Here is a 26,219-nt window from a genome sequence, read left to right on the forward strand (position 1 = left end):
ACTTCTGAGATGACCACTGTAAACCCCGGAATGGACCCGGAAATCTTCGACCAGTTCATCGAACAGTTGCGCCGCTATGTGCGTGAGAGGCTGATCCCGGCGGAGGAAGAGGTGATCGCTCAGGATCGCATCCCTGACGATATCCTTGGCGAGATGCGCGATATGGGCCTGTTTGGCATCACTATCCCCGAAGAGTTCGGCGGGGCAGGCATGAATGTCAGCCAGTATATCGAGACGGTGAAGCAGATGAGCTATGCCTCACCCGCCTATCGATCCACCATTTCGATCAACATCGGCATGACCGGAAGCGCGATCAAGAATTTCGGCACGGCAGAGCAGAAAGCGGAATGGCTGCCGCGCATCGCTAGTGGCGAGATCGCCTGCTTCGGCCTGACCGAGCCGGGTTCGGGATCGGACAGCGCGGCGATGCAGACAACCGCTGTGCGCGATGGCAACGGCTATCGCCTCAACGGGACCAAGCGCTACATCACCAACAGCCCTTCGGCAAAGATCGGGCTGATCATGGCGCGCACATCCAAAGAAGCGCTGCCCAAGAACGCGCACGTTTCGGCTTTTATCGTGGATATGACCGCGCCGGGAATCACGGTGGGCAAGCCTGACAAGAAGATGGGGCAGTCGGGCGCACACATTGCCGACGTGATCATGGAAGACGTTCACGTTCCCGGTTCGGCGCTGGTTGGCGGCGAGGAAGGCCGGGGCTTTCAGATCGCGATGCAGAGCCTTGATAACGGGCGACTTTCAGTGGCGGGCATGGGCGTGGGCATGGGGCGGCGCGCACTCGACACTGCCATCCGCTATGCCACCGAACGCAAGGCCTTTGGCGAGGCGATTGCGAACTTCCAGCTTATCCAGGCGATGCTGGCCGATAGCGAGGCCGAGCTTTACGCCGCCGAGTGCATGATTGCCGATGCCTGCGCCCGCGCGGATCGGGGCGAGAATATCCAGCGCAAGGCGGCGGCGGCCAAGCTGTTTTCGTCCGAAGCGTGCGGGCGCGTGGTCGACCGCTGCGTGCAGGTGTTTGGCGGGGCGGGCTATCTGGCCGAATATCCGGCGGAGCGCTTCTTCCGCGATGCCCGCATCTTGCGCATCTACGAAGGCACCAGCCAGATCATGCAGTTGCAGATCGCGAAGCACCTGCTGCGCGAATTCGCCAGCGAAGGGACGGTCTGGTAGCTCCATGTACCAGTTGCTGACCGGCCTTTCGATTGTCGAGGTCTCATCCTTCGTCGCATCACCCACGGCGGGCCTCTATTGCGCGCAGATGGGCGCGGAGGTGATCCGCATCGACGACAGGCGCGGCGGGCTGGACTATCGCCGCTACATGATGACGCGCGAAGGGCGTTCGCTTTCGTGGGAGAACCTGAACCGTGCGAAGAAGAGCGTGGCGCTGGATCTCCAGACGGCGAAAGGGCGCGAACTGGCGGTCTTGCTGGCGCAGCAGACCGGACAGGTGATCACCAACCTGCCGGTGGAAAGCTTCATGGCGCATGAGCGGATCGCGGCAGGACGGCCCGATCTGGTTTCGGTGCGGATCATGGGCTGGCACGATGGGCGGCAGGCGATGGACTTCACCGTAAACGCCGCGTCGGGTTATCCGCTGATGACCGGGCCGGAGGAGTGGGATCGGGAATCCGCACATCCGGTAAACCAGATCCTGCCTGCGTGGGACTTCATCACCGGTGCCTATTGCGCGTTCGCGCTCATGGCCGGGCTGCGCCATCGCGATGCAACCGGCCAGGGGAGCGAACTGCGCGTGCCATTGGGCGATGTGGCCATCGGCACGGCGTTCAACGCGGGGGCGGCGGCGGAAATGCTCTATCGCGGGGATGATCGCGAACGGATTGGCAATGCGATATGGGGCGCGTTCGGGCGCGATTTCCGCAGCCGCGATGGCAAGCGCATCATGGTGGCCGCGCTGACGCCCAAGCAGTGGAAGGCCACGGTGGAGGCCTTTGGGCTGGGCGATGCGGTGGCGGCTTTGGAAGCAGAGCTCGGCGTCAGTTTCCTTGCCAGTGATCACCACCGCTTCGTCCACCGCCACCGGTTGTTCGATCTGTTTCAGCGGGCGGCGGAGGGGTTTGACTATGCCGACCTTGCGGCGCGGTTGACGCGGGCCGGGGCAACGTTCGAACATTATCGCACCATGCACGAGATGGCGCGCGATCCCGATCTGGTGACCGGCAACCCGCTGTTCGGCCCCTCGCCCGCCAATCCCAGCGGGTTCGAATATCCCGCCCCGCGCAGCTTTGCGCATATCCCGGATCGTAAGGCGGGCGATCCGCTGCCTGCACCCTACCTTGGGCAGCATAGCGAAGAGGTGCTGACCGAGCGGCTGGGGATGTCATCAGGCCAGATTGCCACGCTGATCGATCAGGGCGTGGTGGGCACCAGTGACCGGAATCCGGCTTGATCCGATCCCCAACCCCGCTCAGCCTGAGCTTGTCGAAGGCCGCCAACCTGGTTTGCCACCTCAGGGGGCTTCGACAGGCTCAGCCTGAGCGGGTTCAGTAGAAAAGGGAAATGACATGACCCTACGCGCTCAAGGACTCAGAAGAGCCGCCATCGTGGCCCCCATCCGCACTGCCGTGGGCAAGTTTGGCGGAGCGCTGTCCTCGCTCACCGCAGGCGAACTGGGCGCGGTGATCCTGAAAGCGCTGATGGAGCGGACGAAGATCGATCCGACGCGGGTGGACGATGTGGTCTTCGCCCAAGGCTATGGCAATGGCGAGGCGCCGTGCATTGCGCACTGGTCATGGTTGCTGGCCGGGCTGCCGGAACAGGTGCCAGGGTATCAACTGGATCGGCGCTGCGGATCGGGGCTTCAGGCCATCGTCAATGCCGCGATGATGGTGCAGACCGGAGTGTCTGATGTGGTGGTGGCAGGCGGCGTGGAGTCCATGTCCAACGTCGAGCACTACACCACCGACGTGCGCAAGGGCGTGCGGGCGGGCGGCCTGATGCTGCATGACCGGCTTTCGCGCGGGCGAGTAATGAGCCAGCCGGTGGAGCGATACGGCGTGATCAGCGGGATGATCGAAACAGCGGAGAATCTGGCTAAAGACTTCGGCATCAGCCGCGAGGCTTGCGATGCCTATGCGGCGCGCAGCCACCAGCGGGCAGCAGCAGCTTGGGCTGGCGGGCTGTTCGACGATGAACTGGTGGCCGTGCCGGTGCCGCAGCGAAAGGGCGATCCGATGGTCTTCGCGCACGACGAAGGCTATCGCGCGGACGCCACGCCGGAGACGCTGGGCAAGTTGAAGGCGCTGGAAGGTGGTGTGGTGACGGCAGGGAACGCCAGCCAGCAGAACGATGCGGGCGCGGCCTGTCTGGTCGTGGCGGAGGACAAGCTGGACGAACTGGGGCTGGAGCCGATTGCATGGTTCCATTCGTGGGCAGCGGCGGGCTGCGATCCTAGCCGCATGGGCTATGGCCCGGTGCCCGCCACGGAGCGACTTTTTGCGCGCAACGGTCTTTCATGGAAGGATATCGACCTGATCGAGTTGAACGAGGCTTTTGCCCCGCAAGTGCTGGCCTGCCTGAAGGGCTGGGGCTGGGCTGACGATGATAGCCGCCACGACATGCTCAATGTGAACGGATCGGGCATTTCGCTCGGCCATCCGATTGGCGCCACCGGTGGGCGCATTCTGGCCAATCTGACGCGCGAATTGCAGCGGCGCGGCGGGCGCTATGGGCTGGAAACAATGTGCATCGGCGGCGGACAAGGCATCGCGGCGGTATTCGAGGCGGCGCGATGATCCTGTCCCCCTATGACAGCGAAGATCACGGCGAGATCCGTGAGGGCGTGCGCAAGCTGTGCGCGCAGTTTCCGGGCGAATACTGGCGCAAGCTGGATGCTGCCCGCGAATATCCAACCGAATTCGTCAACGCGCTGACCGAGGCCGGATACCTTTCGGTGCTGATCCCGGAAGAATATGGCGGGTCGGGCCTTGGCATTGGCGCGGCGGCGGCGATCCTTGAGACGGTGCAGGCCGAAGGCGGCAACGGCGGGGCCTGCCACGCACAGATGTATACGATGGGCACGATCCTGCGGCATGGCTCGGAGGAGCAGAAGCGCGCCTATCTGCCCAAGATTGCCAGCGGGGAACTGCGGCTACAGGCCTTTGGCGTGACCGAACCGACCAGCGGGACGGACACCACGTCCTTGCGCACCTTTGCCCGGCGCGAGGGCGACGAGTACGTGGTCAACGGCCAGAAGATCTGGACCAGTCGTGCCGAACATTCCGACCTGATGCTGCTGCTGGCGCGGACCACCCCGCGCGAGGAGGTGGCCAAGAAGACCGACGGGCTTTCGGTTTTCATCGTCGACATGCGAGAGGTGGTGGGCAAATCGCTGACCATCAGGCCGATCCGCACGATGATGAACCATGCGACGACCGAAGTGTTCTTCGACAATATGCGCATCCCGGCAGGCAACCTGCTAGGCGAGGAAGGCAAGGGTTTCCGCTATATCCTGTCTGGCATGAATGCCGAGCGTGTGCTGATTGCGGCGGAATGCGTGGGCGATGCCAAGTGGTTCACCCAGCGGTCGGTCGAATATGCCAAGGAACGTCAGGTGTTTGGCCGCATCATCGGGGCCAATCAGGGCATCGCCTTCCCTATCGCCAAGGCCTACGCGCAGATGCGCGCGGCAGAACTGATGGTGCGCGAAGCGGCGCGAATGTATGAAGCCGGACTGCCGATGGGGGCAGAGGCGAACATGGCCAAGATGCTGGCCGCCGATGCATCTTGGGAAGCGGGCAATGCCTGCGTGCAGACACATGGCGGGTTCGGCTTTGCCGAGGAATACGATGTTGAACGCAAGCTGCGCGAGACCCGGCTCTATCAGGTGGCGCCGATCAGCACGAACCTGATCCTGTCGTATCTGGCGGAGCATGTGCTGGGCTTGCCGAGGAGCTATTGAGGCGGGTTTGAGGCTTTATGTTGGGCTGGATTCCCGCCTTCGCGGGAATGACGAATTGAATGAACCATCGTCATTCCCGCGAAGGCGGGAATCCAGATTGCATCATCACTATCGTTCAGACTTCCCTGTCGTTTCCTGAAGCCCACCACCCAGCGCGCGGTAGAGTTCGACCATGTTGCTGGCGCGCGTCAACCGTGCCGAGATCAGCGATTGCTGCGCGTTATAGAGCGTGCGCTGCGCGTCGAGCGGTTCAAGGTAGGTCGCCACGCCCGCGTCATACCGCAATTTGCTGAGGCGATAGGCCGTGGCCGCATTGATGGCGAGGCTGGTTTGCGCGCGCAGGCTTTCGTCAATGGTGCCACGCCGCGCGAGGGCATCGGCAACTTCGCGGAACGCCGTTTGGATCGCGCCTTCGTATGTTGCCAACGCGGCATCGCGTGAGGCTTTGGCAGCGGCGAGGTTGTTGGCGGTGGCACCGCCATCGAAAATCCGCTGACGCACAGCAGCGTTGGCTGTCTTCTGGAAATCGCCGTTTTCAAATATGCCCGTCAGGCCTGCCGAAGCAAAGCCGAACAGGCCGGTAAGCGATAGCGCAGGGAAGAAGGCTGCGCGGGCCGCACCGATATTCGCATAAGTGGCGCGCAGCGAATGTTCGGCAGAAAGTACATCAGGACGGCGCAGAAGGACTTCGGACGAAAGGCCGACCGGCAGCGCAGCCAGCACCTGATCGCCTTCACCCAGCGTGGTGGGCAAAAGGTTGTCGGCCAAGGGGCCACCGGTAATCAGTTCCAGCGCGTTGCGTGCCTGCGCAAGGTTGGTTTGCAGATCGGCGGCAGCGGCCTCTGCCGTATTGAGCTGCGAGGTGGCGGTCGCAACATCGAGCTTGGTGCCGATGCCGTTCGCTTCACGCCGCACATTGACGCTGAGCGTATCCTTGCGAGTGGCGACAGTTTCTTGCGCAATGCGCAGCGCATCTGCGGTGGCGGCATAGCTGAGCCATGCGCTGGCCGTTTCGGCCACAAGTGCGATCTGCGTGGACTTTCGCCCTTCATCGGTCGCCAGCCATGTTTCGAAAGCGGCACTGCTGAGATTGCGTAAGCGGCCCCACAGATCGATCTCGTAGGCGCTGGAACCGGCCTGAACGAGGAAATTGTCAGTCACCTGCCCTTGCGTGCCCTGCACGGCAGAAAGCGTGGCGGTGCCGTTTACGATGGGAAACAACGCCGCGCGGTTTACGCGGTAAAGCGCGCGCGCGCGTTCGACATTGGCCAGCGAGGTGCGCAGATTGCGATTGTCGGCCAAAGCCTTGGCAATGACCTGCCGGAGCCGCGCATCGGTGAAGAAATCGCGCCAGCCCAAAGCATCGACGGTGGTGTCTCCTGCGGTCAGCGCCGGATAAGCCGCGCCTTGCGGCAGGTTTGGCGCGACGGGCGCTTCTGGCTGCACGTACTTGGGTGCAAAGTTGCACGCTGTCAGCGCGAAAGCGGGTAGCGCGGCGAGGAGCAGGCGTAGCTTCATGCCGGTTCTCCCTCTGCCGGCGCGGCAGGCTGCGGGGCACTCTTGCGGCCAAGCGCCCCCTTCACCAGCACGAAGAACACCGGCACAAGGAAAATCGCCAGCACCGTGGCGGAAAGCATCCCACCCATGACCCCGGTGCCGATGGCGCGGCGGCCATTGGCTCCTGCCCCGCTGGCCAGCACCAGTGGCACAACGCCCGCGATGAAGGCCACGCTGGTCATGATGATCGGGCGCAAGCGCAGGCGCGCGCCTTCCAGCGCGGCGGCCATCGGCGTTGCGCCCTTCTGCATGGCGAATTCGGCAAATTCCACGATCAGGATCGCATTCTTGGCGGACAGACCAATGGTGGTCAGGAGCGCAACCTGAAAATAGATGTCGTTGTCATACCCGCGCAGCGTGACCGCCAGTACCGCGCCAATGATGCCGAGCGGGATCACCAGCAACACCGCGACCGGCACAGACCAGCTTTCATAGAGCGCGGCAAGGCAGAGGAAGATGAAGAAGATCGAGGCAGCATAGAGCAGTCCCGACTGGCTGGAAGCGGCACGTTCCTGATAGGACAGGCCGCTCCACGCAACGGTAAAGCCTCCGTCGAGCGTACCGGCGTTTTCTTCCATGATCTTCATCGCATCGCCCGAACTGACACCAGGCGCGCCGCTGCCGTTGAGTTGCTGCGCGGCGATGCCGTTGAAGCGATCAAGCCTGACCGGGCCTTGTGTCCACTGCGAGGTGGCAAAAGACGAGAACGGGGCCATTTCGCCATTGGTGCCGCGCACGAACCACTGGCCGATGTCGGCAGGTTCGGCGCGGTAGGCGGCATCGCCCTGCACGTAGACGCGCTTCACGCGCCCACGATCAACGAAATCGTTCACATAAAGGCCGCCCCAGGCAATCGACAGCGTGGAGTTGGCAGAGGCAGGCGTGATCTGGAAGGCGGTCAGCGCTTCATCGTCGATATGGACTTTGAGCTGCGGCGTATCTTCAAGACCGCTCAGGCGCACCTGCCCCAGACGTGCATTGTCTCCCGCCATCTGAACCAGTTGGCGACGGGCGGCGGTCAGGGCCTCGCGCCCGGCACCCGTGGCATCCTGCAACCACATTTCAAACCCGGCAGACTGGCCAAGGCCACGGATCGGCGGGGGATTGAGAATGAATATCTGCGCTTCACGCGATTTGCGGAAATAGGCATTGAGACGTTCAGCAATGGCAGAGGCGGACTGGTCCGCGCCCTTGCGTTCGGACCAGTCCTTCAGAAGGATGAAGCCCTGACCGCTGTTCTGGGCAGACCCGGAAGGCCCGCGCCCCATGTTGACGAAGACGGCGTTGATATTGTCCTTCTCGGCTTCCTGAATGTAGCGCGAAATCTCGAATGCGACGGCGCGCGTCTGCTCTGACGTGGAGCCAACGGGAAGCTGGTAGTTGATCGAGATATTGCCCTGATCTTCATCGGGCAGGAAGCTGGTGGGCAGGCGCATGTAAAGCAGCACCATCGCCACGGTGATGCCCACGAAGGCCAGCATCCACGGCAGCGGGCGCGAAACGGTGCGGGCCAGCCGGTTCTTGTAGCGGTCCTCAAGCCGTTCGTAGCTGCTGTTGAACTTCGTGAAGAAGCGGCCCTTGGGCTTTTCGCGTTCGACCGGGGCCAGCAGCGTCGCGCAGAGCGCGGGCGTGAAGATCAGCGCGACGAAGGCGGAAAGCGCCATCGCGGACACGATGGTCACCGAGAACTGCCGGTAGATCGCGCCGGTCGATCCGCCGAAAAACGCCATCGGCACGAACACCGCCGTAAGGACCAGCGTGATGCCGATCAGCGCCGAGGTGATTTCACCCATCGATTTGACGGTGGCTTCGAGCGGGCCAAGATGCTCTTCGTGCATCACGCGCTCGACGTTTTCGACAACGACGATAGCATCGTCCACCAGAAGGCCGATGGCAAGGACGAGGCCGAACATCGTGAGCGTATTGATCGTGTAGCCGAACAGCGAAAGCACGCCGAACGTGCCCAGCAGCACCACCGGCACCGCAATGGCCGGAATCAGCGTGGCGCGCCAGTTCTGCAGGAACAGGAACATCACGATCACGACCAGAATGATCGCCTCAATCAGCGACTTGACCACTTCCTCAATCGAAATCTTGACGAAGATGCTGCTGTCGCGCGGGTAGGCGCTGTGATAGCCGGGCGGCAGATCACGCGCGAGTTCGGCCACCTTTTCCTTGACCAGTTCCGCCGTCAGCGTGGCATTGGCACCCGAAGCGAGATTGATCGAAAGACCGGTGGCCGGCATCCCGTTGAAGCGGCTGAGCGAACCGTAGTTCTCCTCCCCCATCTCGACCCGTGCAACGTCCTTGAGCTTTACCACCGAGCCATCGACATTGGTCTTGACCACAACGTTTTCGAATTGCTGCGGCGTTTCAAGGCGCGACCGCGCGGTGATCGTGGCGTTGAGGCGCTGGCCTTCGGGTGCGGGATTGCCGCCGATTTCGCCGGCGGCAACCTGCGTATTCTGCGCCTGCAAAGCAGATGTAACGTCCGAGGGCATAAGCTGCACGGCAGCAAGGCGCACCGGATCGAGCCACACGCGCATCGCGAAGGAGCCGCCGAAGACGTTGGCGCTGCCGACGCCTTCGACGCGCGAAAGCGGGTCCTGGAAGTGGGTGGTGAGATAATCCGAAATATCGGAATTGGTGGCACGGCCCGTCTCGTCATAGATCGAGACGACCATCAGCATGTCCGACTGCGCCTTGTTGACGTTGACGCCCTGCTGCTGAACGACTGCGGGCAAGCGGCTGATCGCGCGCGAGATCGCGTTCTGCACCTGCACTTGCGCGGTATCGGGATCGGTGCCCTTGTCGAAGGTGACGGTGATGCTGGACGAATTGTTCGACGAGGTGGAGTTGAAATAGAGCATCCCGTCCAGCCCCTTGAGCTGCTGCTCAAGGATCTGGGTGACGGAGTTTTCGACCGTGGATGCGTCAGCGCCGCCGTAGTTGGCGTTTATCGAGACGGTCGGCGGGGCAATATCGGGATACTGTTCCACCCCCATGGTGCTGACCGAAAACAGGCCCGCTGCCATGATCACGATGGCCAGCACCCAGGCAAAAATCGGGCGGTAAGCGAAGAACCGGGAGACCATCTGCCGTCAGTTCCCCGCCGTTTTCGCAGGGGCAGTGCTATCAGCTTTGGGAGCGCTGCCCGCAGGGACAACTTTGGCCTTGGCCCCTTCGCGCGCATTTATCAGCCCGTCCACGACCACCCGGTCGCCCGGCTTCAACCCGGCAGTGACCAGCCAGTTCGGGCCAACGGGCGATTCAGCGGTGATCTCGCGCTTTTCCAGTTCGTCCTTGGCATTGGCAATGAGCACGCTGGCACGACCGCGTGGATCGCGGCTTACGGCGGCCTGCGGCACGAGGATGCCGTTGGGCACCGATCCCTGCCCCACGCGCGCCCGCACGAACAGGCCGGGCAACAGATCACCCTTGGGATTGGGCACGACGGCGCGCACGGTGATGGTGCCGGTTTCGGGATTCACGTCGATGTCGGCAGGGTTGAGCTTTCCGGCCATCGGATATTCGCTGCCATCGGGCAGGATCACGGTAACCGGCGCTGCCCCGGCGACCAGCTTCCCGCTTTCAATCGCCTTGCGCAGCGCGATAAATTCCGCACCCGACTGGCGGATGTTGACATACATCGGATCAAGCCGCTGAACCTTCGCCATCGGCGTGGCCTGCGCATTGGTGACAAGCGCACCCTTGGTGACCATCGAAATACCGATGCGGCCGCTGATGGGCGAGGTGACGCGCGTAAAACCGAGGTTCACCCGCGCCGAAGCCAGCGCCGCACGGGCCTGACCCACGGCGGCGCGCGACTGATTATAGGTGGCTCGCGCATCGACCGCATCCTGTTTGCTGACCCCGCCTTGTTCGGCCAGCATGGCAAAGCGTTCGGCCCGCAGCCGATTGGCCTCAACAGTAGCTTCGGCAGAGGCGACAGCAGCAGATGCCTGCGCCTGCGTGGCCGCAAGGAGGCGGGAATCGATCTGGTAAAGCGCCTGCCCTTGGCGGACGTAGGACCCTTCCTGAAACAGACGCGCCATCACCAGACCCGCCACTTGCGGGCGCACTTCGGCGATTTCGTAGGCTTCGGTACGACCGGCCAATTCAGTGGTGAGTTCGACAGCCTGCGCCTTTGCAATCATCACGCCAACCACCGGCATCGGTTTGGGCTTTTCGGCATCGGCCGAACCGCAGGCAGAAAGGGCCAGCGGCACGAAAAGGACAGCAATGGCACGCAGGAGAAAATGCGCTTGGGACCGCAAGGACGTTCTCACTCGAAAGGATTTCGCAACCGGACACACCCGAACGCACGAGCCTGCGATTCGCCCCAGAGCTATCGCAAACCCGCCCGGCAAAGCGTGTTTCGGCGCGTGTCTAGCAGATTGCTGCAGTTGCGCACGCTCCTTGATGGTCAGGATCGACAGCTGCGACACAAAGTTACATTTGCATCAAAAACACGATTTTTCAGCGATTCGGTGGAAGGCAACCCCAAAATAGACGCAAAATCGCTCCCAAGGTGCGAATTTCCGTGGAAAGACGCGCAGGAGGCATGGTGTTTGCGGCCAGCGTTGCGTTAGCCGTGCCATCCCTTTCCAGCAGAGGACAAGAGTACAATGAACAACAGCGACCTCGCCGACATCATCGCCGCCAACCACGGCCTCTCGAAGGCTGACGCCCGCAAGGCCGTCGACAGCGTGTTTGCCGCGATCACTGACGCTGCCGCGAAGGGCGAGGAAGTCTCGCTGAACGGCTTCGGCAAGTTCAAGGTCAAGAACACCCCGGCCCGCGAAGGCCGCAACCCGTCAACCGGCGCAACCATCCAGATCGCAGCTTCGAACAAGCTGACTTTCTCGGCTGCGAAGGCGGTCAAGGACAAGCTCAACGGCTGATCCTTTCCGGCCCGGCGTCTGCCAGTGGGCGGACGCCGGACGGACACTTTGCCGATTTCTCAGTTCACCTGCCGCTCAAACCCCGCCCAGTAGGGTTCGCGCAAGGTCCGCCGCAAAATCTTGCCCGACGGGTTTCGAGGCAGCGCGGCCATTATATCGACCGATTTGGGCACCTTGAAACCGGCAAGACGCTCGCGCGTCCAATCGATAATCGATTGCGGATCGATCGTGTGGCCTGGCTTTGCCACGCAAACCGCCTTGACCACCTCGCCCCATTTCTCATCGGGAACACCGATGACGGCAACTTCCAGCACATCAGGATGGCCATAGATCGCGCTTTCGACTTGCGCGGGATAGACATTCTCACCGCCGGAAATGATCATGTCCTTGATGCGGTCGTGCATGTAGACATAGCCATCTTCGTCCAGATAGCCGGCGTCCCCCGTGGCGATCCAGCCATCCTGTGTCATGGTGCTGGCGGTTGCTTCAGGCAGGTTCCAGTAGCCCAGCATGTTGTTCGACGAACGGGTCTGAATCTCGCCTATCTCGTTGGGATCGAGTGCCGATCCATTCTCGCCGATCACGCGCACTTCCACGCCCGGCAACGGTTTGCCCGCTGAGCGCATCCGCTGGTTGCCTTCGACACAGTGGTCCTCTGGCGGCAACATGCAGATCGTGCCGGTGGTTTCGGTCATGCCGTAGGCCTGAATGAATTCGGCACGGAACATGGCGATACATTCACGCAGCAACACCAGCGGAATGGGTGATGCGCCATAGATGATGTATTTGACGCGGGAAAAATCCACGCTGGCGCAATCGGGGTGGTTGAGCAGCATCTGCAACGCGGCAGGCACGATGAAGAACCGGGTCACGCCCTTTTGCTCCACCGCATCGAACACCGCGCGCGGTTCGAACTCGGCCAGCACGATGCCGGGAAGCCCTGCGCCAATGGCCATGACGCCAAGGCCAGTGCCGCCGATGTGCGCGCATGGCATGGCGACAAGAATAGCCTCGTCATCGGTCATCGTGGTGTAGGGCTGATCGCTGCCGATAGACTGCTTGCGCAGGCCAAAGAGGTTGCGATTGGACAGGACCGCGCCTTTTGGATTGCCGGTGGTGCCGGAGGTATAGAGTTGCAGCACCGCATCGTCTGGCCCGGCAGCAACAAATTCGGTGCGCTGCTGACCATCGATCCAGCGCCATGCTTCGTCCTGCGTAAAGCACCGGCCAACCAGTGGCAGCGTGGCGAAGGCATCGGCCAGCGCTTCGAAACCCTGCCCTAGGAACACCGCCTTGGCCTGCGCATCGCCCGCGATCCATGTCGCCTCGGCAGGAGCAAGCCGCCACCCTATCGGCACCATCACTACGCCGAGCCGCGCGGCAGCAAAGAACAGCGTGAAGTACAGCGTGCTGTTCTTGCCGAACCACGCGATCCTGTCACCCTTCTCGATGCCCAGCGCCTGAAGGCCGGTAACTGCCTGCGCCGTCACCCGTTCAAGTTCGCCATAGGTCAGCGTTCGGTCCGGCCCATCCAGCGCCACACCTTGCGGGCGATCATCCGCCCAGAAGCGCAGGAACCCGTCAAACGTAAAGAGATGTGCGGTGCGTTCCGCAGTTGTCGGCAGTTCCGCAGCTTCGGCCATGCTTCGCTCTCCCAAGCAGTTTGCGGGAGTTAATCATGCAATTAAGTCCCGACGCAACCCTGCCAATCTTGACAGAGTGTATCGGGTTTGGCTGGGACCATTTCAGGCCTGCTCCATCGCCTTCTTGTAGACGCTCGTCTTCGGCGTTTCGAACAGGCGCATGACCATCGGTTCGAAGAACGATAAAGGCAACGTGTCATAGTTCGGGTCGAACGAGGGGCAATCGTACTTTTCAATGAACTCGGCTGTAGCGGCGGCGTGTTCGTGATCGGCAAACCTGTCGCGCATGTTGCGATCAAGGCCGATAAAGTGGAAGAAGTTGTAACCCTGAAAGATGCCGTGGTGCTGCACGATCCACAGCAGCTCGTCTGACACGAAGGGTTTGAGAATGGCGGCCGCGATATCGGGGTGGTTATAGGCCCCCAGCATGTCGCCAATGTCGTGCAGCAACGCCATGACGACATAGGCCTCATCACGCCCATCGCGATAGGCGCGGGTTGCCGTTTGCAGGCAATGCGTCAGCCGGTCCACCGCAAAGCCGCCGCAATCGCCTTCGAGCAAGCGCAAGTGATCGAGCACGCGTGCCCCGCCGATGCTGGCGTGGGGGCGCATATGAACCATGATCGCGTCCCAATCCGCCTGGGTGCCTTCGGTCATGCTGTGGAACTGCGCCGTGGGAAGTTCTTCCATCGCGATCGTCCTTCTCCCGCGCGCCTTTTGGCGCTTCCGTCGCGGGTGAGATTATCGCGTTTATGCCTCTTGGGAAGATGAATCGCGCGCAAATATCTGTTCGGGCAGCGAAAGCGCCAGTGCAAGGCAGCCTACCAGCAGCACGAGTATCACGCCCAGCGCGGCATAGATGCCCCCTGCCCCCATCGCGGCCTGCGGCCCGCCCAGCGCAAAATATGCGCTACCGACGAGCGCTATGCCGAAGGCGCTACCCATTTGCAGGACGGTTTTGAGTATGCCACTCGCGGCTCCGGCATGGCGACGATCAACACGGGCAAGCGCCACGGGCGATACCGGGCCGGACGATGTGCCCATGCCAATTCCCGCCAACAGCAGTGCGAGCAGCAGAAGCGGCAAGCCGGGGCCACCCCATGCGATCCACACGAAAGTGCCCGTATTGGCAATCAGCAACGCGACCGATGCAAAGACCATCACCCACTTGCCCATGCGCGCCAGATAACGGCGCCCCAGAAAGCCCATGCCGATCATCACGCCCGCGCTGAACGGGATATGGACCAGTCCTGTCTGCAAGGGCGAATACCCTAACCGCGATTGCAGCGCGTGCGCAAAGACGAACAGAAAGCCCGTGTTTGCCGCCGAAAAAATCAGGCCGATCAGCGCACCAGTGCGGAACAGGCCATCGTCGAGCAATTCAGGATCGAGAATCACCGGCTTGCCTGCCCGCGCCCGTGTTACCAGTCCATGCCACGCAGCCCACATCAGGAAAGGGGACGAGGCTAGCAGCGCGCCGCTCTTCATATCGAAACCGCCGTGCTCCCCGCGCACCAGCGGAAACAGCATGGCAGCCAGCGCCGCGCCGAACGCCAGTGTGCCAATCATATCGATCCGCGCGCCCTTGTGCGCCACTTCGCGCGGGAGATAGCGCCAGCCCGCCACCAGCGCCGCTACGCCGATGGGCAGGTTGATCAGGAAAACGCTGCGCCAGCCCAACCCAGCAATGTCGGCGGAAATCAGCAAACCGCCAAGGATAGGCCCGGCGATCCCGGCCAGCCCGCCGATTACCCCGAACCAGGCCAGCCGCCCGATACGCTCTACCGGATCGTAAAGGATTTGGATCACCGCCATTACTTGCGGTGCCATGATCGCCCCTGCTGCACCTTGCAGCACACGCGCGGCAATCAGCAGTTGCGCATCACCCGCCAGCCCGCACAGCAGCGATGCCAGTGTGAAACCAGCCACGCCGGTGAGGAACATTGCCCGTCCACCATAAAGATCGCCCAGCCGCCCTCCGAGGATCAGCAGCAGCCCGAAGGACAGCGAATACCCCGCCGCGATCCATTGCGCGGCGCTGCCGCCCAGATCCTGCCCGCGCGCGGCAAAATCTGCCTGCATGGCGGGCAGCGCGGTGTTGATGATCGTCACGTCGACGATCTCCAGCACCAGCGCCGTGATCAGCGTGAAGAAAGCGAGGCTTTTCTGCCGGTCGGTCATCTGGTCGAGCTTCTGGCTGGCATTTGTCTGGGGCATCGGATCAGATCTTGCCTTCACGCAGCATCTTCACCGCTGCGTCACAGGCCCGCGCGGTCAACGCCATATAGGTAAGCGAGGGGTTCTGGCAGGCCGAAGACGCCATCTGCGCGCCATCGGTGACGAAGAGGTTGGGCACATCGTGCGCCTGACTCCACTTGTTCAGAACCGAAGTCTTCGGATCGTGCCCCATGCGCGCGCCGCCCATTTCATGAATGGCCATGCCGCCGGTTCCGGGCTGGTCCATGCCCATGATCACTGTGCCGCCCGCGGAGGTCAACATTTCGGCCGCATCGGCCTTGGCCTGCGCCAGCGCGGCCTGCTCTTCCTTGCCGAAGGCGAACTGGATTTGCAGTTGCGGAATACCGAAACGGTCGGTCTTTGCCGCATCGAGCGTAAGCCGGTTGCTGTCACGCGGCACGCAATCGGCAAAAGCGACCAGCACCATGCGCCACATGCCGGGACTGTGGAGTTTGTCCTTCAGCGCGGTGCCAATGCCTGCCTCACGCTTGCCCGCGCCCCAGTTGCTTTGCAGTGCGCCGCCCTGAAACGAATAGCCACGGCTATGCCCTACGCCGTCCATTGCATCCATGTTGCGATAGCGGGCGACGACCACGCCGGTCGGGCGGTTACCGAAAGTCGTGCGGTCATTGAACTGCGGAAACAGCGCAATCGTGGACAGCGTGCTGGGGTGGTCCATGATCTGCGTGCCCAGCACGCCGCTGGAATTGGCAAGCCCGCGCGGCATCGCATCATTGCGCGAATTGAGCATGAGGTGGACCGAATTGAACGCGCTGGCATTGAGAAACACCAAGCGAGCAGTTGCAGCGCCGCGCGATCCGTCCTTGGTATTGATATACCGCACGCCGGTGACGCGGTTGGTTTTCGGATCATAATCCAGCTTCTCCACCACGGCATCGGTCACCACGGTCAGGTTGCCGGTGGCCTTGGCGGCAGGAAGCGTGCTGGATTGCGTGGAGAAATAGGCTCCGAACGAACAGCCGCGCGCGCAGATCGAACGGTTCTGGCATTCGGCGCGGCCCTCTTCGGGCTTGGCCACGGTCATGTTGGCGGTGCGGCCAATGGTCATGCAGCGGCCGAACTTCCCCGCTATTTCCTTGCGGACGTGCTGCTCCACCACGTTGAGTGCCATCGGCGGCTGGAACTTGCCATCGGGCAGTTGCGGCAGACCTTCAGCCGCGCCGGAAACGCCGATGAACTCTTCCACCTTGTCATACCACGGGGCCAGATCGGCATAGCGGATCGGCCAGTCGGTGCCATTGCCATCCCGCTTGTTCGCGCCGAAATCATAGTCCGACCAGCGATAGGTCTGCCGGCCCCATGTGAGCGACCGTCCGCCAAGCTGATAAGACCGCAGCCAGTTGAATTCACTGCCGGGCGCAGTGGTATAGGGGTTGTCCTTGTCGTTGACGAAGTGCCCTTGCGTATATTCGTTGAAGTGCCGGTTCTGCGACTGCACCTGATATTCGCGCGCATAGAGTGCGGCATCACCCACGCCGCGAAACGGCATTTCCCACGGCGCTTTCAGTTCCGTCTCATACTCACCGTGGACGATCTCGCGCCCACGCTCGATCATCAGAACCTTGAGGCCCGCCTGCGTCAGTTCCTTGGCCGCCCAGCCGCCGGTGATCCCGGAGCCGACCACGATCGCATCGAATTGCATGTCCGTTACCCTTGCGTATCAGCCGAAATCGACGGCGGTCCAGTCGTTGGAAATCGCCCGGTCGCCGGGCTTCAATGGCAGGTCGGGATCAAAGCGTCCGGGGACCGGCTCGTACCGCAGTTCTTCCGAACCGCCCGGCTCGCTGGTGTAATACCCTGTCACGATCAGCGCCTTGATCGCCTTCCACGGGCTTTCACTGGCGCGGCTGGCAAAAGCTTCGGCATCGAGAGCGCCCAACAACGCGGCGCGGCGCGTGGCATCAGCGCCAAGGAAATCGCCGCCCGCCCGCAGATCGAGTTCGCGTTCCAGCCACGCCACATGGCGCACCGACCCATCATTTCGAAGGAAGCGGGCGTAGGCTGCCGTATCCTTCACCGGCTTGCGGCTGTTCTCCAGCCCATGCGCCAGCACAAGAATTGCAAAGTCTCCGGCCCCCACCTCGCCCGCGCCGGGCGTAGCCGAGCGCGGAATGACGAGCTGGCTCACCTCTTTCATCAGCGTCCGCTGGTGCGATGTGGGCGCGTCCTTTTCGTCCAGTTCCGTGAAAGCGACCGCTGCCGTCGGCAGGCCAAGCGCGAGCGCCACCAATGCCGCCGCACCCATGAAATCACGCCGCTTCCAGCCAGTGGGCTGACCGTCCTGCATAGGCCACCATTCTCCCCAGACCGGCTGCACCATCCGCGCCCGTCCATATAAGAATGAATACTCTAATTTTGACTTGATCCGCAAGAGGGCTTTCAAAGATCACGCAATGCAAACAATCCCCCTTGCCCCGCCGCGCGCATCGGCCTAGGGGCCTGCGGGTGTCGGGGAGTAGCGCAGCCTGGTAGCGCATCTGGTTTGGGACCAGAGGGTCGTAGGTTCGAATCCTATCTCCCCGACCACTTCAATCGATCTGCCCGATGGCTCCGCTACGAAGCCTGATCATGGCGTTGGTCTGCACTCATGCCGATCATCGTCGACCGGGAAGAGCGTCGCGCCGAAGTCGTAGCGGTAGCCTTCGAACTTGAAGCCGCGCGCGAATCCGCCCGTTTGCTGCAGATCCACGCCGATCCCGCCAAGGCCTATGCCCCTGAAATGCGCGGCCAGACCCGCGAGCGAGCTCGAGAGATGCGCGATGCCGTGGGCGTTGTCTTGTCGGACGATGAAGAGAAAATCATCGGTTTGGTCTGGGCGACCAACCGCATCATGTTCGTCACGCCCGATGCGGGCACCGAAGTGGACAAGGGCACCACCGATCAGACCGGCACCACGATGCAGGTGCAGGCGCGGGCGGAACGCTCGGCCCCGGCCTCACCTTTGGCTACATCGCGGACCACCACCTCGGCACGCACATATCAAACCACTAGCCGTCAGCCCTTACCCCGCAAGGTCATCCGGCAGGAGGCCTTGCGGGAAATTCTGATAGCAGACCGGGCGAAGGAAGCGGTCGATGGCAAGGCTTCCCACCGATGTCGTTCGCGCGTCGGTGGTCGCCGGGAACGGGCCGCCGTGGACCATAGCGTCGCATACCTCGACCCCGGTCGGCCAGCCGTTCACGAGAATCCGCCCGACCTTGCGCTCAAGGATGGGCAACAGGGCTTGGGCAGCTGTCAGGTCTTCAGCGGCCATGTGCAACGTTGCAGTAAGTTGCCCTTCGAGACTGCGCAGCACGGCGGCAAGTTCGTCTGCATCCGCACAAGCGACCACCAGCCCTGCCGGGCCGAACACCTCTTCATGCAGACGCGGATTGGCAAGGAAAGTTGCGGCGTTGGTGCGCAGCATCATGCTGCTGGCCCTGCGCTCGTCCCCCGCCAACGCACCGGTTGCAGCAACGGTAACACCCTCTGCCCGTGCCAAAGCGGTGGTATGCCGGGCATAGGCATCGCGGATTCCATCCGTGAGCATGACTTGCGCCGAAGCATCGCTGATCGCGGCGCCAGCAGCAGCACAGAACGCATCAAGCTCTTCACCGGCAATGCCCAGCACCAGACCCGGATTGGTGCAGAACTGCCCCGCTCCCATCGTCAGCGATTGGGCAAACCCCTGTCCGATAGCCGCTGCCCGCGCTTGCAGGGCCTGCGGCAGAAGCACCACCGGATTGATGCTCGACATTTCGGCATAGACCGGGATCGGCACCGGGCGTTCCTGCGCGATGCGTCCCAGCGCCAGTCCACCGCCGCGCGATCCGGTAAAGCCCACAGCGGCGATACGGGGGTCGCGCACGAGCGCCGTACCCAATTCTGCAGATGGCCCCTGAACCTGCCCGAAAACGCCCGCGGGCAGACCCAAGGCGGCAACAGCACGCCCGATAGCCTCCGCGGCCAGCAGGGCCGTGCGCGGGTGGGCAGGATGCGCCTTGACCACGACCGGGCACCCTGCTGCCAGCGCCGATGCCGTATCGCCGCCTGCCGTCGAGAAGGCGAGCGGGAAGTTCGATGCGCCAAACACCGCCACCGGTCCCAGCGGGATCATCCGCATCCGCAAATCCGGGCGCGGCAGAGGCTGGCGATCAGGCATAGCCAGATCGATGCGGCGTTCCAGCCAATCGCCCTTGCGCACCACATCGGCAAACAACCGCAACTGGCCTACCGTGCGCCCGCGCTCCCCTTCCAGCCGCGCGCGGGGCAAGCCGCTTTCGCGCATCGCGGTTTCGATCAACACATCGCCCGTGGCCACAAGTTCATCACCGATCCGTTCGAGCAGGCGCGCGCGGACTTCATGATCCGCCATGCGGAACGGATCGAAAGCCGCATCGGCAGCGGCACAGGCAGCGGCCACTTCTGCCGGACCATCGACGGGCAAAGGATCGCCCAAACGCTTTCCGGTGGCTGCGTCGATCGAGAACAGGGGAGCGTCAGCAGCAGCCATCGTCAATTTGCCTCACATGAAAAAGGCCCGGTCCGCGTAGCAAGGCGGACCGGGCAGGGAGCAACTCGAACTTAAAACGTGAACTTGGCGCCGAGGTTGAACTGGCGACCGCTGTGGGTCAGCACGTTCAGGCGATTGGTTTCGTCCACGAATTGATCGTTCTTGGTGTCGAGCAGGTTGATCGCCTCAAGGCTCACCTTGAGATTGTCGGTAATCGCATAGGACATCTGCGCATCAAGGTTCGTCGTGCTGTTCGTGCCGTTGAAAGCGTTGCCTTCTGTGCCCGGAACAGCGGTCAGATACTTCGAACGATAAGCCACCGAACCGCGCACCGAGAACTTGCTGTCCTCGTAATAGAGCGTGAGGTTAGCTGCATTCTTCGACAGGCCAAGCAGCGGCGCTACAACCGAAGACTGTCCGTTTGCCGAAGTGAGATATTCGATATCCGACTTCACATAAGTGTAGTTCGCCAGCGCGCCGAAGTTTGCCAGAATGCCCGGCAGGAAGGTGAACGGCTGCTGGACGTTGACCTCGAAGCCCCGCAACTTGCCACCATTGGAATTGACCGGGCGGCTGACGATGAAATCGTCGGTCGGGCTGGCGGTTGTGCCGGTCAGCAGCGAATCCGGCAGGCCGAGCGCGGCGAATGGCACCGTGACCGCCAAGGTCTGCACGAAAGTGCCGATATCCTTCTGGAACAGCGCCACCGAATAGATCGCGCCCTTGGCCGGATACCACTCCACCGCGAAATCAAGATTGGTCGATTCCGTAGGCTTCAGATCAGGATTGCCCGAACTGAACGAACGATTGCCGCCCGAAACGTTCAGGTTGCCGCCGGGCGAGAGCGAGGCGATGCCAGCGCGGGCCAGCGTCTTGGCAGCGGCAAGGCGCACCAGCAGTTGCGGGGTGACGTCGAACACCAGATTGGCCGAAGGCAACCAGCGATCATAGCTGCGCTCTGCAGTCACGAAATTGATGCTCGCGCCTTGACTGGCATAGCCGGTCGAGAACTGCTTCGTGTTCACATAGCGCAGGCCCACGTCACCACGCAGCGGCAGGCCCACATCGGCCATGTTGAACGCGGTCATTGCCCACGCGCCCAGATCCTTCTCGGTCACCGTGATGTACGATCCGCGCGCCGTTGCGTTTTCCACGCCACCGGTCTGGTAAAGCGGATCGCTGTAGATGCCATAGTTGTTGGCAAAGTAATCGAGGTTCGGGACCACCCAACCGGTCGGGGTGCCCTGTGGCAGGTTCAGCCCGCGCCCGAAGCCGCTGAACAGTTGTGTGCCTGCCGCCAGTTGCGATGCGGTAAGCGAATTGACGCGCGTCTCGCCTTGAATGCGGCGCTGTTCGGTGGAGTTGTAGCTGAACCGGCGCCAGTCCATGCCGCCCTTGAAGGTCAGGATATCGCTGGCCTTCCATTCCAGCGCACCCTTGGCGGTGGTGAAGGAATTGTCCACCGTCTGCGGGCGGATGCGCACTTCCGACGTGCTGTTGACGAAACCGAAGCTGGCGGGCGACGTTACGTCAACGCCCGGCACGATGGCAGGGAAACGGCTGGAAAAGTCGTACTGGAAATTCGGGCTGTTGATCGCGTCGATGGTGACGGTCGTCTGCACCGGATTGCGGAACGCTGACTTCGAATAGCCGACAAGGCCGGTGAACTTCAGGCTTTCGCCCAGTTCCTGCTCAAGATTGCCGGTCACTTCGTAGAAATCAGTGACCAGTTTGTCGAAGCGCGCCTGCGAACGCAGGTCCACATTGTCGAACCGGCCGCTGATGATGTTGTTGTTCCCATCGACCACACCGTCACGAATAATCGTCTGCGGCTTGCCCGAACCAGAGCGCGAGAAGCTGATCGCCTGAAGCTGCGCTTCCGCGCGCGTCCCGTCGAGCCGCGAATACAGCCCGTCGACCGAGATCAACGTGCTTTCCGCAGGCCGCATCTGCACCGAAACCGCCGCGCCAAGGCGCTTCTGGTTGATATCGTAAGAGACAAGGCCCGGAATGCGCGGGTGGAACAGCGCAGTATCGGGGTTGGCATCGTTGATCTGGGCAATCGTCTTGCCCGGCAGCGTCGATGCCGCATTGAAGCCGCCATTGAACCCGCCATAGGTCCAGCGCGTGATGTTCGCGCCCTCTTCTTTGATGCGGCGCTCTTCGTATGAGATCGACATGAGCACGCCGAACGTGCCCGAATCGTTGGTCGTCGTCGCCAGCGTGGAAATGCGCGGTGTAACCTTGCGCGACAGGTCGTTGTAGCTGCCCTGTGCCGAGATGCTGACCGTTGGCTTGCGGAAATCGAACGGGCGAGCAATGGTCAGATCGACCGTCGCCCCCAGCGAACCTTCCTCGACATCGGCCGAAGCGGTCTTGCGCACGGCAAGGCTGTTGAACAGGTCGGACGAGAAGATGTTGAAGTCAAACCCGCGGCCACGGTTCACGCCACCCGAATTGTCGGTGCCGCCGGTGGTGCCGATGGCTTCCATGCCGTTGATGCGGACGCGGGTATATTCCGGGCCAAGGCCGCGCACCGAAATGTTGCGCCCTTCGCCGTTGACGCGGCTGATCGCCACGCCGGGAATGCGCTGCAACGATTCTGCAAGGTTCAGGTCGGGAAACTCGGCAATATCCTCGGCCTTGATCGCATCGATCGCCGCCGTCTCGTTCCTCTTCAGGCCCAGCGCGCTGGAAAGGCTTTCGCGGAAACCGGTCACGATGATTGCCGATTCGGGCGGCGCAGCCTCATCCGCCACCGATTGCGCGGCATCCTGGGCAATCGCGGGGACGGCGGCTAGAGTCGCCAGAGCCGATGAACAAGCCAGCGCAGCCCGTGCTGCGCGCAGATCGAAAAGTGCCATTTCGTATCCCCTCATACCTGGCCGTCGCGATGCCGCGTACCGACCAAATCATTCCCGGTCATGTTTGCCGGAGCGATCTTTGGATAGCGACGGTGCCTTGCCCAAGGCCAACCTCAATCGCGCATGGATCATTGCGCAAGTTGCACCGATCACGGCCAAGCGCTGGCGAGTAGCCACCCGCCCAGCGTCCGATACCCGCACCTGCTGCGCGATCAATGCCGTCCTTGGCTCAATCCCTGCGGAATTGGACTTGGACCGGCAATGCCGCTTTGGCTACCACAGCGTGGACAGCCTCCGGCAAGTGCGCGCAAAGCCCTAATACATTGGGAGCGTCGCATCGAATGAGGGGCCGCGATAACGATCACCCGGAGAAGACGATGCCCAGCGAACCAGCGCCCAGCGGAACTGCCACGCGCCCAACCCGGATTCGCTTTCAGATCATCGCCCTGATCTTTCTGATCACGTCGCTGAACTATGCCGATCGCGCAACGTTCTCCATCGCAGGGGAAGCAGCCTCCGCCGAACTCGGCCTCACGGCAGTGCAGACCGGCTTCATCCTGTCGGCGTTCGCATGGGCTTATGTGCTGGCACAAATTCCGGGCGGCGCGCTACTGGATCGGTTCGGCACCAAGCGGGTCTATGTTGCCGCCATCGCGTTCTGGTCGCTCTGCACCGCATTGCAAGGGTTCGTCGGCTGGATTCCGGGCCTGGCGGCAGTCACCACCCTGTTCGTCATGCGCTTTCTCGTGGGGCTGGCAGAGGCCCCTTCGTTTCCCGGCAATGCGCGGCTTGTAGCGGCATGGTTCCCAGCCCGCGAACGCGGCACCGCATCGGCCATCTTCAATTCGGCACAATATTTCTCGCTCGTCGCCTTCGCGCCGTTGATGGGTTGGCTGGTCCATACCTTTCACTGGCGTGCGGTGTTCTGGGTGATGGGCGTTCTGGGGATCGCCGCCGCTGCCATCTTCATGGCCTTCATCCACGGACCGGACCGGCATCCCGCCATCAATCGGGCAGAGCTTGATCTCATCCGCGAAGGCGGCGGCGAAATCGCGATGGAGCGCCCCTCCAGCGCCGCCGCACAGCCAACCTTCACCTGGCACAACGTGCGGCAACTGCTGGCCAATCGCATGATGCTGGGCATCTATCTTGGCCAGTATTGCATCAATGTGCTGACCTATTTCTTCGTCACCTGGTTTCCGATCTATCTGGTCAAGGAACGCGGGCTGAACATCATGGAAGCGGGCTTTGCCGCCGCCGTTCCGGCGATCTGCGGCTTCATCGGCGGGCTTGCCGGCGGCATCGTGTCCGACCGTATCCTTGCCCGCACCGGCAGCATTGATCGCGCCCGCAAGGTGCCGCTGGTGCTGGGCATGGCGCTGGCCACGCTGATCATCGGCTGCGTGTGGGTCGATGCGGAATGGCTGGTGATCCTGCTGATGTCGCTGGCGTTCTTCGGCAAAGGCGTCGCCTCGCTCGGCTGGGCCGTCATGGCCGATGTCGCGCCGCGCCAGCTTGCCGGGCTTTCGGGTGGCGTGTTCAACATGTTCGGCAACACCGCTGGCATCGTCACGCCCATCGTCGTGGGCTATATCGTCGGCACCACCGGCTCGTTCGACCTCGCGCTGGCTTTTGTCGCGCTGCACTGCGTGCTCACGATCCTTGCCTACACCGTCATCGTCGGCCCGATCCGCAGGCTGGAGCTGGCGGCGTGAGGATTGACCGGCGCGCAGCACTCTTGGGTTTGACGACCCTCGCCGCCACCGGCTGCGCTCCCCTACCCGCCCGCCCGCGCGGCTTGCCCGCAGCGCCGCTGGCGGTCGATACGCCCATGCCCACCCCCCGCTGGGCCACGCTCCAGCGCGATCTTCTGGCCGCCCATGCCAAAGCGTGCGAGGCCTACTACGCCCGCTATGTCGATGAAAACGACGCGCTGCGCTGCTTCGTGCGTTGGGGCGCGAACGATGGGCCTGATGACGCCGCAGAGTTCACCAACGACTGGGTTCTGCTCCACGCCCTCGGCGCATCAGACCGCCTGCTCGACCTGTCGCAGCGCTTCTGGGAAGGGCATCTGCGCCAGTATGCTGCTGCCCGAACCAGCGACGTGCCCATCGCGCGGCAGGGCATGTATCACCGCGACTTTCCCGTGCAGATGGACTGGCAGCACAATGCCGAAGGCCTGACCACGTTCAACGTCATGGGCCTGAGCGCACCTGCCGACCCGCGCCTTGCCGCCCGCACCCGCGCCTTTGCCGATCTCTACACCGGGCACGATCAGTCGGTCGGAAACTACGATCGCAAAGCCCGCGTGATCCGCAGCCTGCTCAACGGCAGCCGCGGCCCGATGCTGCGCAAGGCGACCCCGCTCGATTGGGCAGGCGATCCTTTCGATGCCTCACGTTTTCACCTTGAACATGGTGAGGACGATTACGGCCAGTTCCTTGCCCATTACGCCGAATATACCGATGTGGTGGGCGATAACCCGCTGAACCTTCAGGCCACCACGCTTGGCCTCAATGCCTATGCGCTGGGGCTGGGAGAGCGGTTTCGCACATGGACGCTCGATTACTTCGGCGCATGGGCAGACCGGATGCGCGCCAATGGCGGCGTCCTGCCCAGCAAGATCGCGCTCGATGGCAGCATCGCGCCAGCCTGGTGGGGCGGCACCTATGGCTGGAACTTTTCCCCCATCGTCCCGCAAACCGGTGAACGCGAACACCGTAACCGCGTGCCCCGCTCGATCACGGCGTTCTACAATGCGCTGCTGCTCAGCGGTGACATGGAATTCATGCGCCTGTGGCGGCGGCAGACCGCGATCATCAACGATGCCGGGCGCATTGTCGATGGCACGTTTTCCACGCCCACGATGCACGGTCCGCAAGGTTGGTATGGCTGGAAGCCCGGCCCCTATCGCACCAGCGCGTTCGAGATCTGGTACGCCACACAAGCGCCTGAAGACCGCGCCATCGCGGGCGACGATCCGTGGATTGCCTTCCTCGAAGGCCGTGATCCGGGCTATGCCGAACGCGCGCTTGTGGCTGATCGCCAGCGCCTTGATGCGCGCGTTGCCGCAATGCGCGCCGATACCTCCACGCCTGAAACCCGGCTGGCGGACTGGACGCTCGATTTCAACCCTGCCAGCGCAAAGGCCTTGGTCCAGACCATGACCGGCGGCCTGCATATCGCCCGCCCCACATGGTCGCGCACCAGCCCGCCACAAGGCGGCGTGCCCCTGCACTGCCGCCTGCGCTATTTCGATCCGGTGCGAAAGCGCGCGGGAATGCCCGAAGACGTGGCCGCACTGGTGACGGCCATGTCCGACCGTGAAACGCGCGTCACGCTGGTCAACACCGGCACGTCCACGCGCGAAGTGGTGGTTCAGGGTGGTGCCTATGGCGAACACCGCATCGATGCCGTGCGCAGCGATGGCATCCGGCGCGAAGTGGGCGGCAGGGCTTTTGCCATCCAGCTTGCCCCCGGTTGCGGCACCGAACTGGCGTTGGAAATGACGCGCTATGCCGCTCGCCCCACGCTGGCCTTCCCGTGGGACAGGTAAAG

At 62.7% G+C, this 26,219-nt stretch carries 19 protein-coding genes and 1 tRNA gene; 9 read left to right on the plus strand and 11 right to left on the minus strand.

The features are described 5' to 3' along the window. Nucleotides 1-9 precede the first annotated feature (9 nt). The 4 genes from HGI47_RS09745 to HGI47_RS09760 all read left to right on the plus strand — a co-directional run bounded on the left by HGI47_RS09745 (nt 10) and on the right by HGI47_RS09760 (nt 4,942). Entirely contained in the window at nt 10-1,194 is a 1,185-nt protein-coding gene (locus HGI47_RS09745; protein WP_168852549.1) for an acyl-CoA dehydrogenase family protein, read from the plus strand. Between the two features lie 4 nt (nt 1,195-1,198). After that, the gene (locus HGI47_RS09750) at nt 1,199-2,431 is read left to right on the plus strand and encodes a CoA transferase (RefSeq protein ID WP_168852550.1); all 1,233 of its coding nucleotides are present in this window, start codon (nt 1,199-1,201) and stop codon (nt 2,429-2,431) included. 115 nt (nt 2,432-2,546) lie between these two features. Next, nucleotides 2,547-3,776 (plus strand): acetyl-CoA C-acetyltransferase, encoded by a 1,230-nt coding sequence (locus HGI47_RS09755; RefSeq protein ID WP_168852552.1) that lies wholly within the window; start codon nt 2,547-2,549, stop codon nt 3,774-3,776. Further along, nucleotides 3,773-4,942, plus strand: coding sequence for an acyl-CoA dehydrogenase family protein (locus HGI47_RS09760; RefSeq protein WP_168852554.1), 1,170 nt, complete (start codon nt 3,773-3,775; stop codon nt 4,940-4,942). The genes HGI47_RS09755 and HGI47_RS09760 overlap by 4 nt, the downstream gene beginning before the upstream one ends. Before the next feature lie 108 nt (nt 4,943-5,050). Here the strand turns inward: HGI47_RS09760 and HGI47_RS09765 are convergent, their stop codons facing one another. Genes HGI47_RS09765 through HGI47_RS09775 form a run of 3 tightly spaced genes read right to left on the minus strand, consistent with a single transcriptional unit; the run spans nt 5,051 to nt 10,728 of the window. Continuing rightward, the gene (locus tag HGI47_RS09765) at nt 5,051-6,460 is read right to left on the minus strand and encodes an efflux transporter outer membrane subunit (RefSeq protein WP_168852555.1); all 1,410 of its coding nucleotides are present in this window, start codon (nt 6,458-6,460) and stop codon (nt 5,051-5,053) included. Then, nucleotides 6,457-9,594: an efflux RND transporter permease subunit gene (locus HGI47_RS09770; RefSeq protein WP_168852557.1), complete on the minus strand. Its 3,138-nt coding sequence runs from the start codon at nt 9,592-9,594 to the stop codon at nt 6,457-6,459. The genes HGI47_RS09765 and HGI47_RS09770 overlap by 4 nt, the downstream gene beginning before the upstream one ends. A gap of 6 nt (nt 9,595-9,600) precedes the next feature. Continuing rightward, the gene (locus tag HGI47_RS09775) at nt 9,601-10,728 is read right to left on the minus strand and encodes an efflux RND transporter periplasmic adaptor subunit (RefSeq protein WP_370521679.1); all 1,128 of its coding nucleotides are present in this window, start codon (nt 10,726-10,728) and stop codon (nt 9,601-9,603) included. Nucleotides 10,729-11,127: 399 nt separating this feature from the next. On the opposite strand from HGI47_RS09775, the gene HGI47_RS09780 reads away from it, so the two are divergent. Further along, nucleotides 11,128-11,403 carry an HU family DNA-binding protein gene (locus tag HGI47_RS09780; RefSeq protein WP_168852558.1) on the plus strand — a complete coding sequence of 92 codons (276 nt, stop codon included), beginning with the start codon at nt 11,128-11,130 and terminating at the stop codon, nt 11,401-11,403. 59 nt (nt 11,404-11,462) lie between these two features. Here the strand turns inward: HGI47_RS09780 and HGI47_RS09785 are convergent, their stop codons facing one another. From HGI47_RS09785 to HGI47_RS09805, 5 genes are all read right to left on the minus strand, one after another. Beyond that, nucleotides 11,463-13,046 (minus strand): fatty acid--CoA ligase, encoded by a 1,584-nt coding sequence (locus tag HGI47_RS09785; protein WP_168852560.1) that lies wholly within the window; start codon nt 13,044-13,046, stop codon nt 11,463-11,465. 102 nt (nt 13,047-13,148) lie between these two features. Further along, nucleotides 13,149-13,736 carry an HD domain-containing protein gene (locus HGI47_RS09790; RefSeq protein ID WP_168852562.1) on the minus strand — a complete coding sequence of 196 codons (588 nt, stop codon included), beginning with the start codon at nt 13,734-13,736 and terminating at the stop codon, nt 13,149-13,151. Nucleotides 13,737-13,796: 60 nt separating this feature from the next. After that, nucleotides 13,797-15,263 (minus strand): MFS transporter, encoded by a 1,467-nt coding sequence (locus tag HGI47_RS09795; RefSeq protein ID WP_240950108.1) that lies wholly within the window; start codon nt 15,261-15,263, stop codon nt 13,797-13,799. 4 nt (nt 15,264-15,267) lie between these two features. After that, nucleotides 15,268-16,947, minus strand: a complete 1,680-nt coding sequence (locus HGI47_RS09800; protein ID WP_168852564.1) for a GMC oxidoreductase — start codon at nt 16,945-16,947, stop codon at nt 15,268-15,270. 18 nt (nt 16,948-16,965) lie between these two features. Continuing rightward, nucleotides 16,966-17,625: a gluconate 2-dehydrogenase subunit 3 family protein gene (locus HGI47_RS09805; protein ID WP_240950109.1), complete on the minus strand. Its 660-nt coding sequence runs from the start codon at nt 17,623-17,625 to the stop codon at nt 16,966-16,968. Nucleotides 17,626-17,754: 129 nt separating this feature from the next. Between HGI47_RS09805 and HGI47_RS09810 the strand changes: the two genes are divergently transcribed. Then, a tRNA-Pro gene (locus HGI47_RS09810) sits at nt 17,755-17,831 on the plus strand. Between the two features lie 40 nt (nt 17,832-17,871). Here HGI47_RS09810 and HGI47_RS22920 read toward each other — a convergent pair. The 3 genes from HGI47_RS22920 to HGI47_RS09825 form a co-directional block, all read right to left on the minus strand. Further along, the gene (locus HGI47_RS22920) at nt 17,872-17,994 is read right to left on the minus strand and encodes a hypothetical protein (RefSeq protein ID WP_255460743.1); all 123 of its coding nucleotides are present in this window, start codon (nt 17,992-17,994) and stop codon (nt 17,872-17,874) included. A gap of 312 nt (nt 17,995-18,306) precedes the next feature. Beyond that, the gene (locus HGI47_RS09820; protein WP_168852565.1) at nt 18,307-19,797 is read right to left on the minus strand and encodes an aldehyde dehydrogenase (NADP(+)); all 1,491 of its coding nucleotides are present in this window, start codon (nt 19,795-19,797) and stop codon (nt 18,307-18,309) included. A gap of 71 nt (nt 19,798-19,868) precedes the next feature. Continuing rightward, a complete protein-coding gene (locus HGI47_RS09825; RefSeq protein WP_168852567.1) occupies nt 19,869-22,661 on the minus strand; it encodes a TonB-dependent receptor in 2,793 nt (930 codons plus the stop codon). A gap of 79 nt (nt 22,662-22,740) precedes the next feature. Between HGI47_RS09825 and HGI47_RS09830 the strand changes: the two genes are divergently transcribed. The 3 genes from HGI47_RS09830 to HGI47_RS09840 are packed head-to-tail and all read left to right on the plus strand — an operon-like array spanning nt 22,741 to nt 26,217. Then, nucleotides 22,741-22,980 (plus strand): hypothetical protein, encoded by a 240-nt coding sequence (locus HGI47_RS09830; protein ID WP_168852569.1) that lies wholly within the window; start codon nt 22,741-22,743, stop codon nt 22,978-22,980. Nucleotides 22,981-23,038: 58 nt separating this feature from the next. After that, on the plus strand, nt 23,039-24,376 hold the full coding sequence (locus tag HGI47_RS09835; RefSeq protein WP_168852617.1) for an MFS transporter: 1,338 nt from the start codon (nt 23,039-23,041) through the stop codon (nt 24,374-24,376). A gap of 23 nt (nt 24,377-24,399) precedes the next feature. After that, nucleotides 24,400-26,217 carry a hypothetical protein gene (locus HGI47_RS09840; RefSeq protein WP_168852571.1) on the plus strand — a complete coding sequence of 606 codons (1,818 nt, stop codon included), beginning with the start codon at nt 24,400-24,402 and terminating at the stop codon, nt 26,215-26,217. Nucleotides 26,218-26,219 lie beyond the last annotated feature (2 nt).

This window comes from Novosphingobium sp. ERN07 (assembly GCF_012641335.1).
GTDB lineage: Bacteria > Pseudomonadota > Alphaproteobacteria > Sphingomonadales > Sphingomonadaceae > Novosphingobium.

Bases quoted from the DNA above. Each gene is read 5' to 3' on its own strand.
- HGI47_RS09750 (WP_168852550.1), top strand. From the start codon at position 1,199: ATGTACCAGTTGCTGACCGGCCTTTCGATTGTCGAGGTCTCATCCTTC.
- HGI47_RS09765 (WP_168852555.1), bottom strand. From the start codon at position 6,460: ATGAAGCTACGCCTGCTCCTCGCCGCGCTACCCGCTTTCGCGCTGACA.
- HGI47_RS09760 (WP_168852554.1), top strand. From the start codon at position 3,773: ATGATCCTGTCCCCCTATGACAGCGAAGATCACGGCGAGATCCGTGAG.
- HGI47_RS09835 (WP_168852617.1), top strand. From the start codon at position 23,039: ATGCCCAGCGAACCAGCGCCCAGCGGAACTGCCACGCGCCCAACCCGG.
- HGI47_RS09785 (WP_168852560.1), bottom strand. From the start codon at position 13,046: ATGGCCGAAGCTGCGGAACTGCCGACAACTGCGGAACGCACCGCACAT.
- HGI47_RS09820 (WP_168852565.1), bottom strand. From the start codon at position 19,797: ATGGCTGCTGCTGACGCTCCCCTGTTCTCGATCGACGCAGCCACCGGA.
- HGI47_RS09790 (WP_168852562.1), bottom strand. From the start codon at position 13,736: ATGGAAGAACTTCCCACGGCGCAGTTCCACAGCATGACCGAAGGCACC.
- HGI47_RS09800 (WP_168852564.1), bottom strand. From the start codon at position 16,947: ATGCAATTCGATGCGATCGTGGTCGGCTCCGGGATCACCGGCGGCTGG.
- HGI47_RS09780 (WP_168852558.1), top strand. From the start codon at position 11,128: ATGAACAACAGCGACCTCGCCGACATCATCGCCGCCAACCACGGCCTC.
- HGI47_RS09745 (WP_168852549.1), top strand. From the start codon at position 10: ATGACCACTGTAAACCCCGGAATGGACCCGGAAATCTTCGACCAGTTC.
- HGI47_RS09770 (WP_168852557.1), bottom strand. From the start codon at position 9,594: ATGGTCTCCCGGTTCTTCGCTTACCGCCCGATTTTTGCCTGGGTGCTG.
- HGI47_RS09795 (WP_240950108.1), bottom strand. From the start codon at position 15,263: ATGCCCCAGACAAATGCCAGCCAGAAGCTCGACCAGATGACCGACCGG.
- HGI47_RS09755 (WP_168852552.1), top strand. From the start codon at position 2,547: ATGACCCTACGCGCTCAAGGACTCAGAAGAGCCGCCATCGTGGCCCCC.
- HGI47_RS09805 (WP_240950109.1), bottom strand. From the start codon at position 17,625: ATGGTGCAGCCGGTCTGGGGAGAATGGTGGCCTATGCAGGACGGTCAG.
- HGI47_RS09825 (WP_168852567.1), bottom strand. From the start codon at position 22,661: ATGGCACTTTTCGATCTGCGCGCAGCACGGGCTGCGCTGGCTTGTTCA.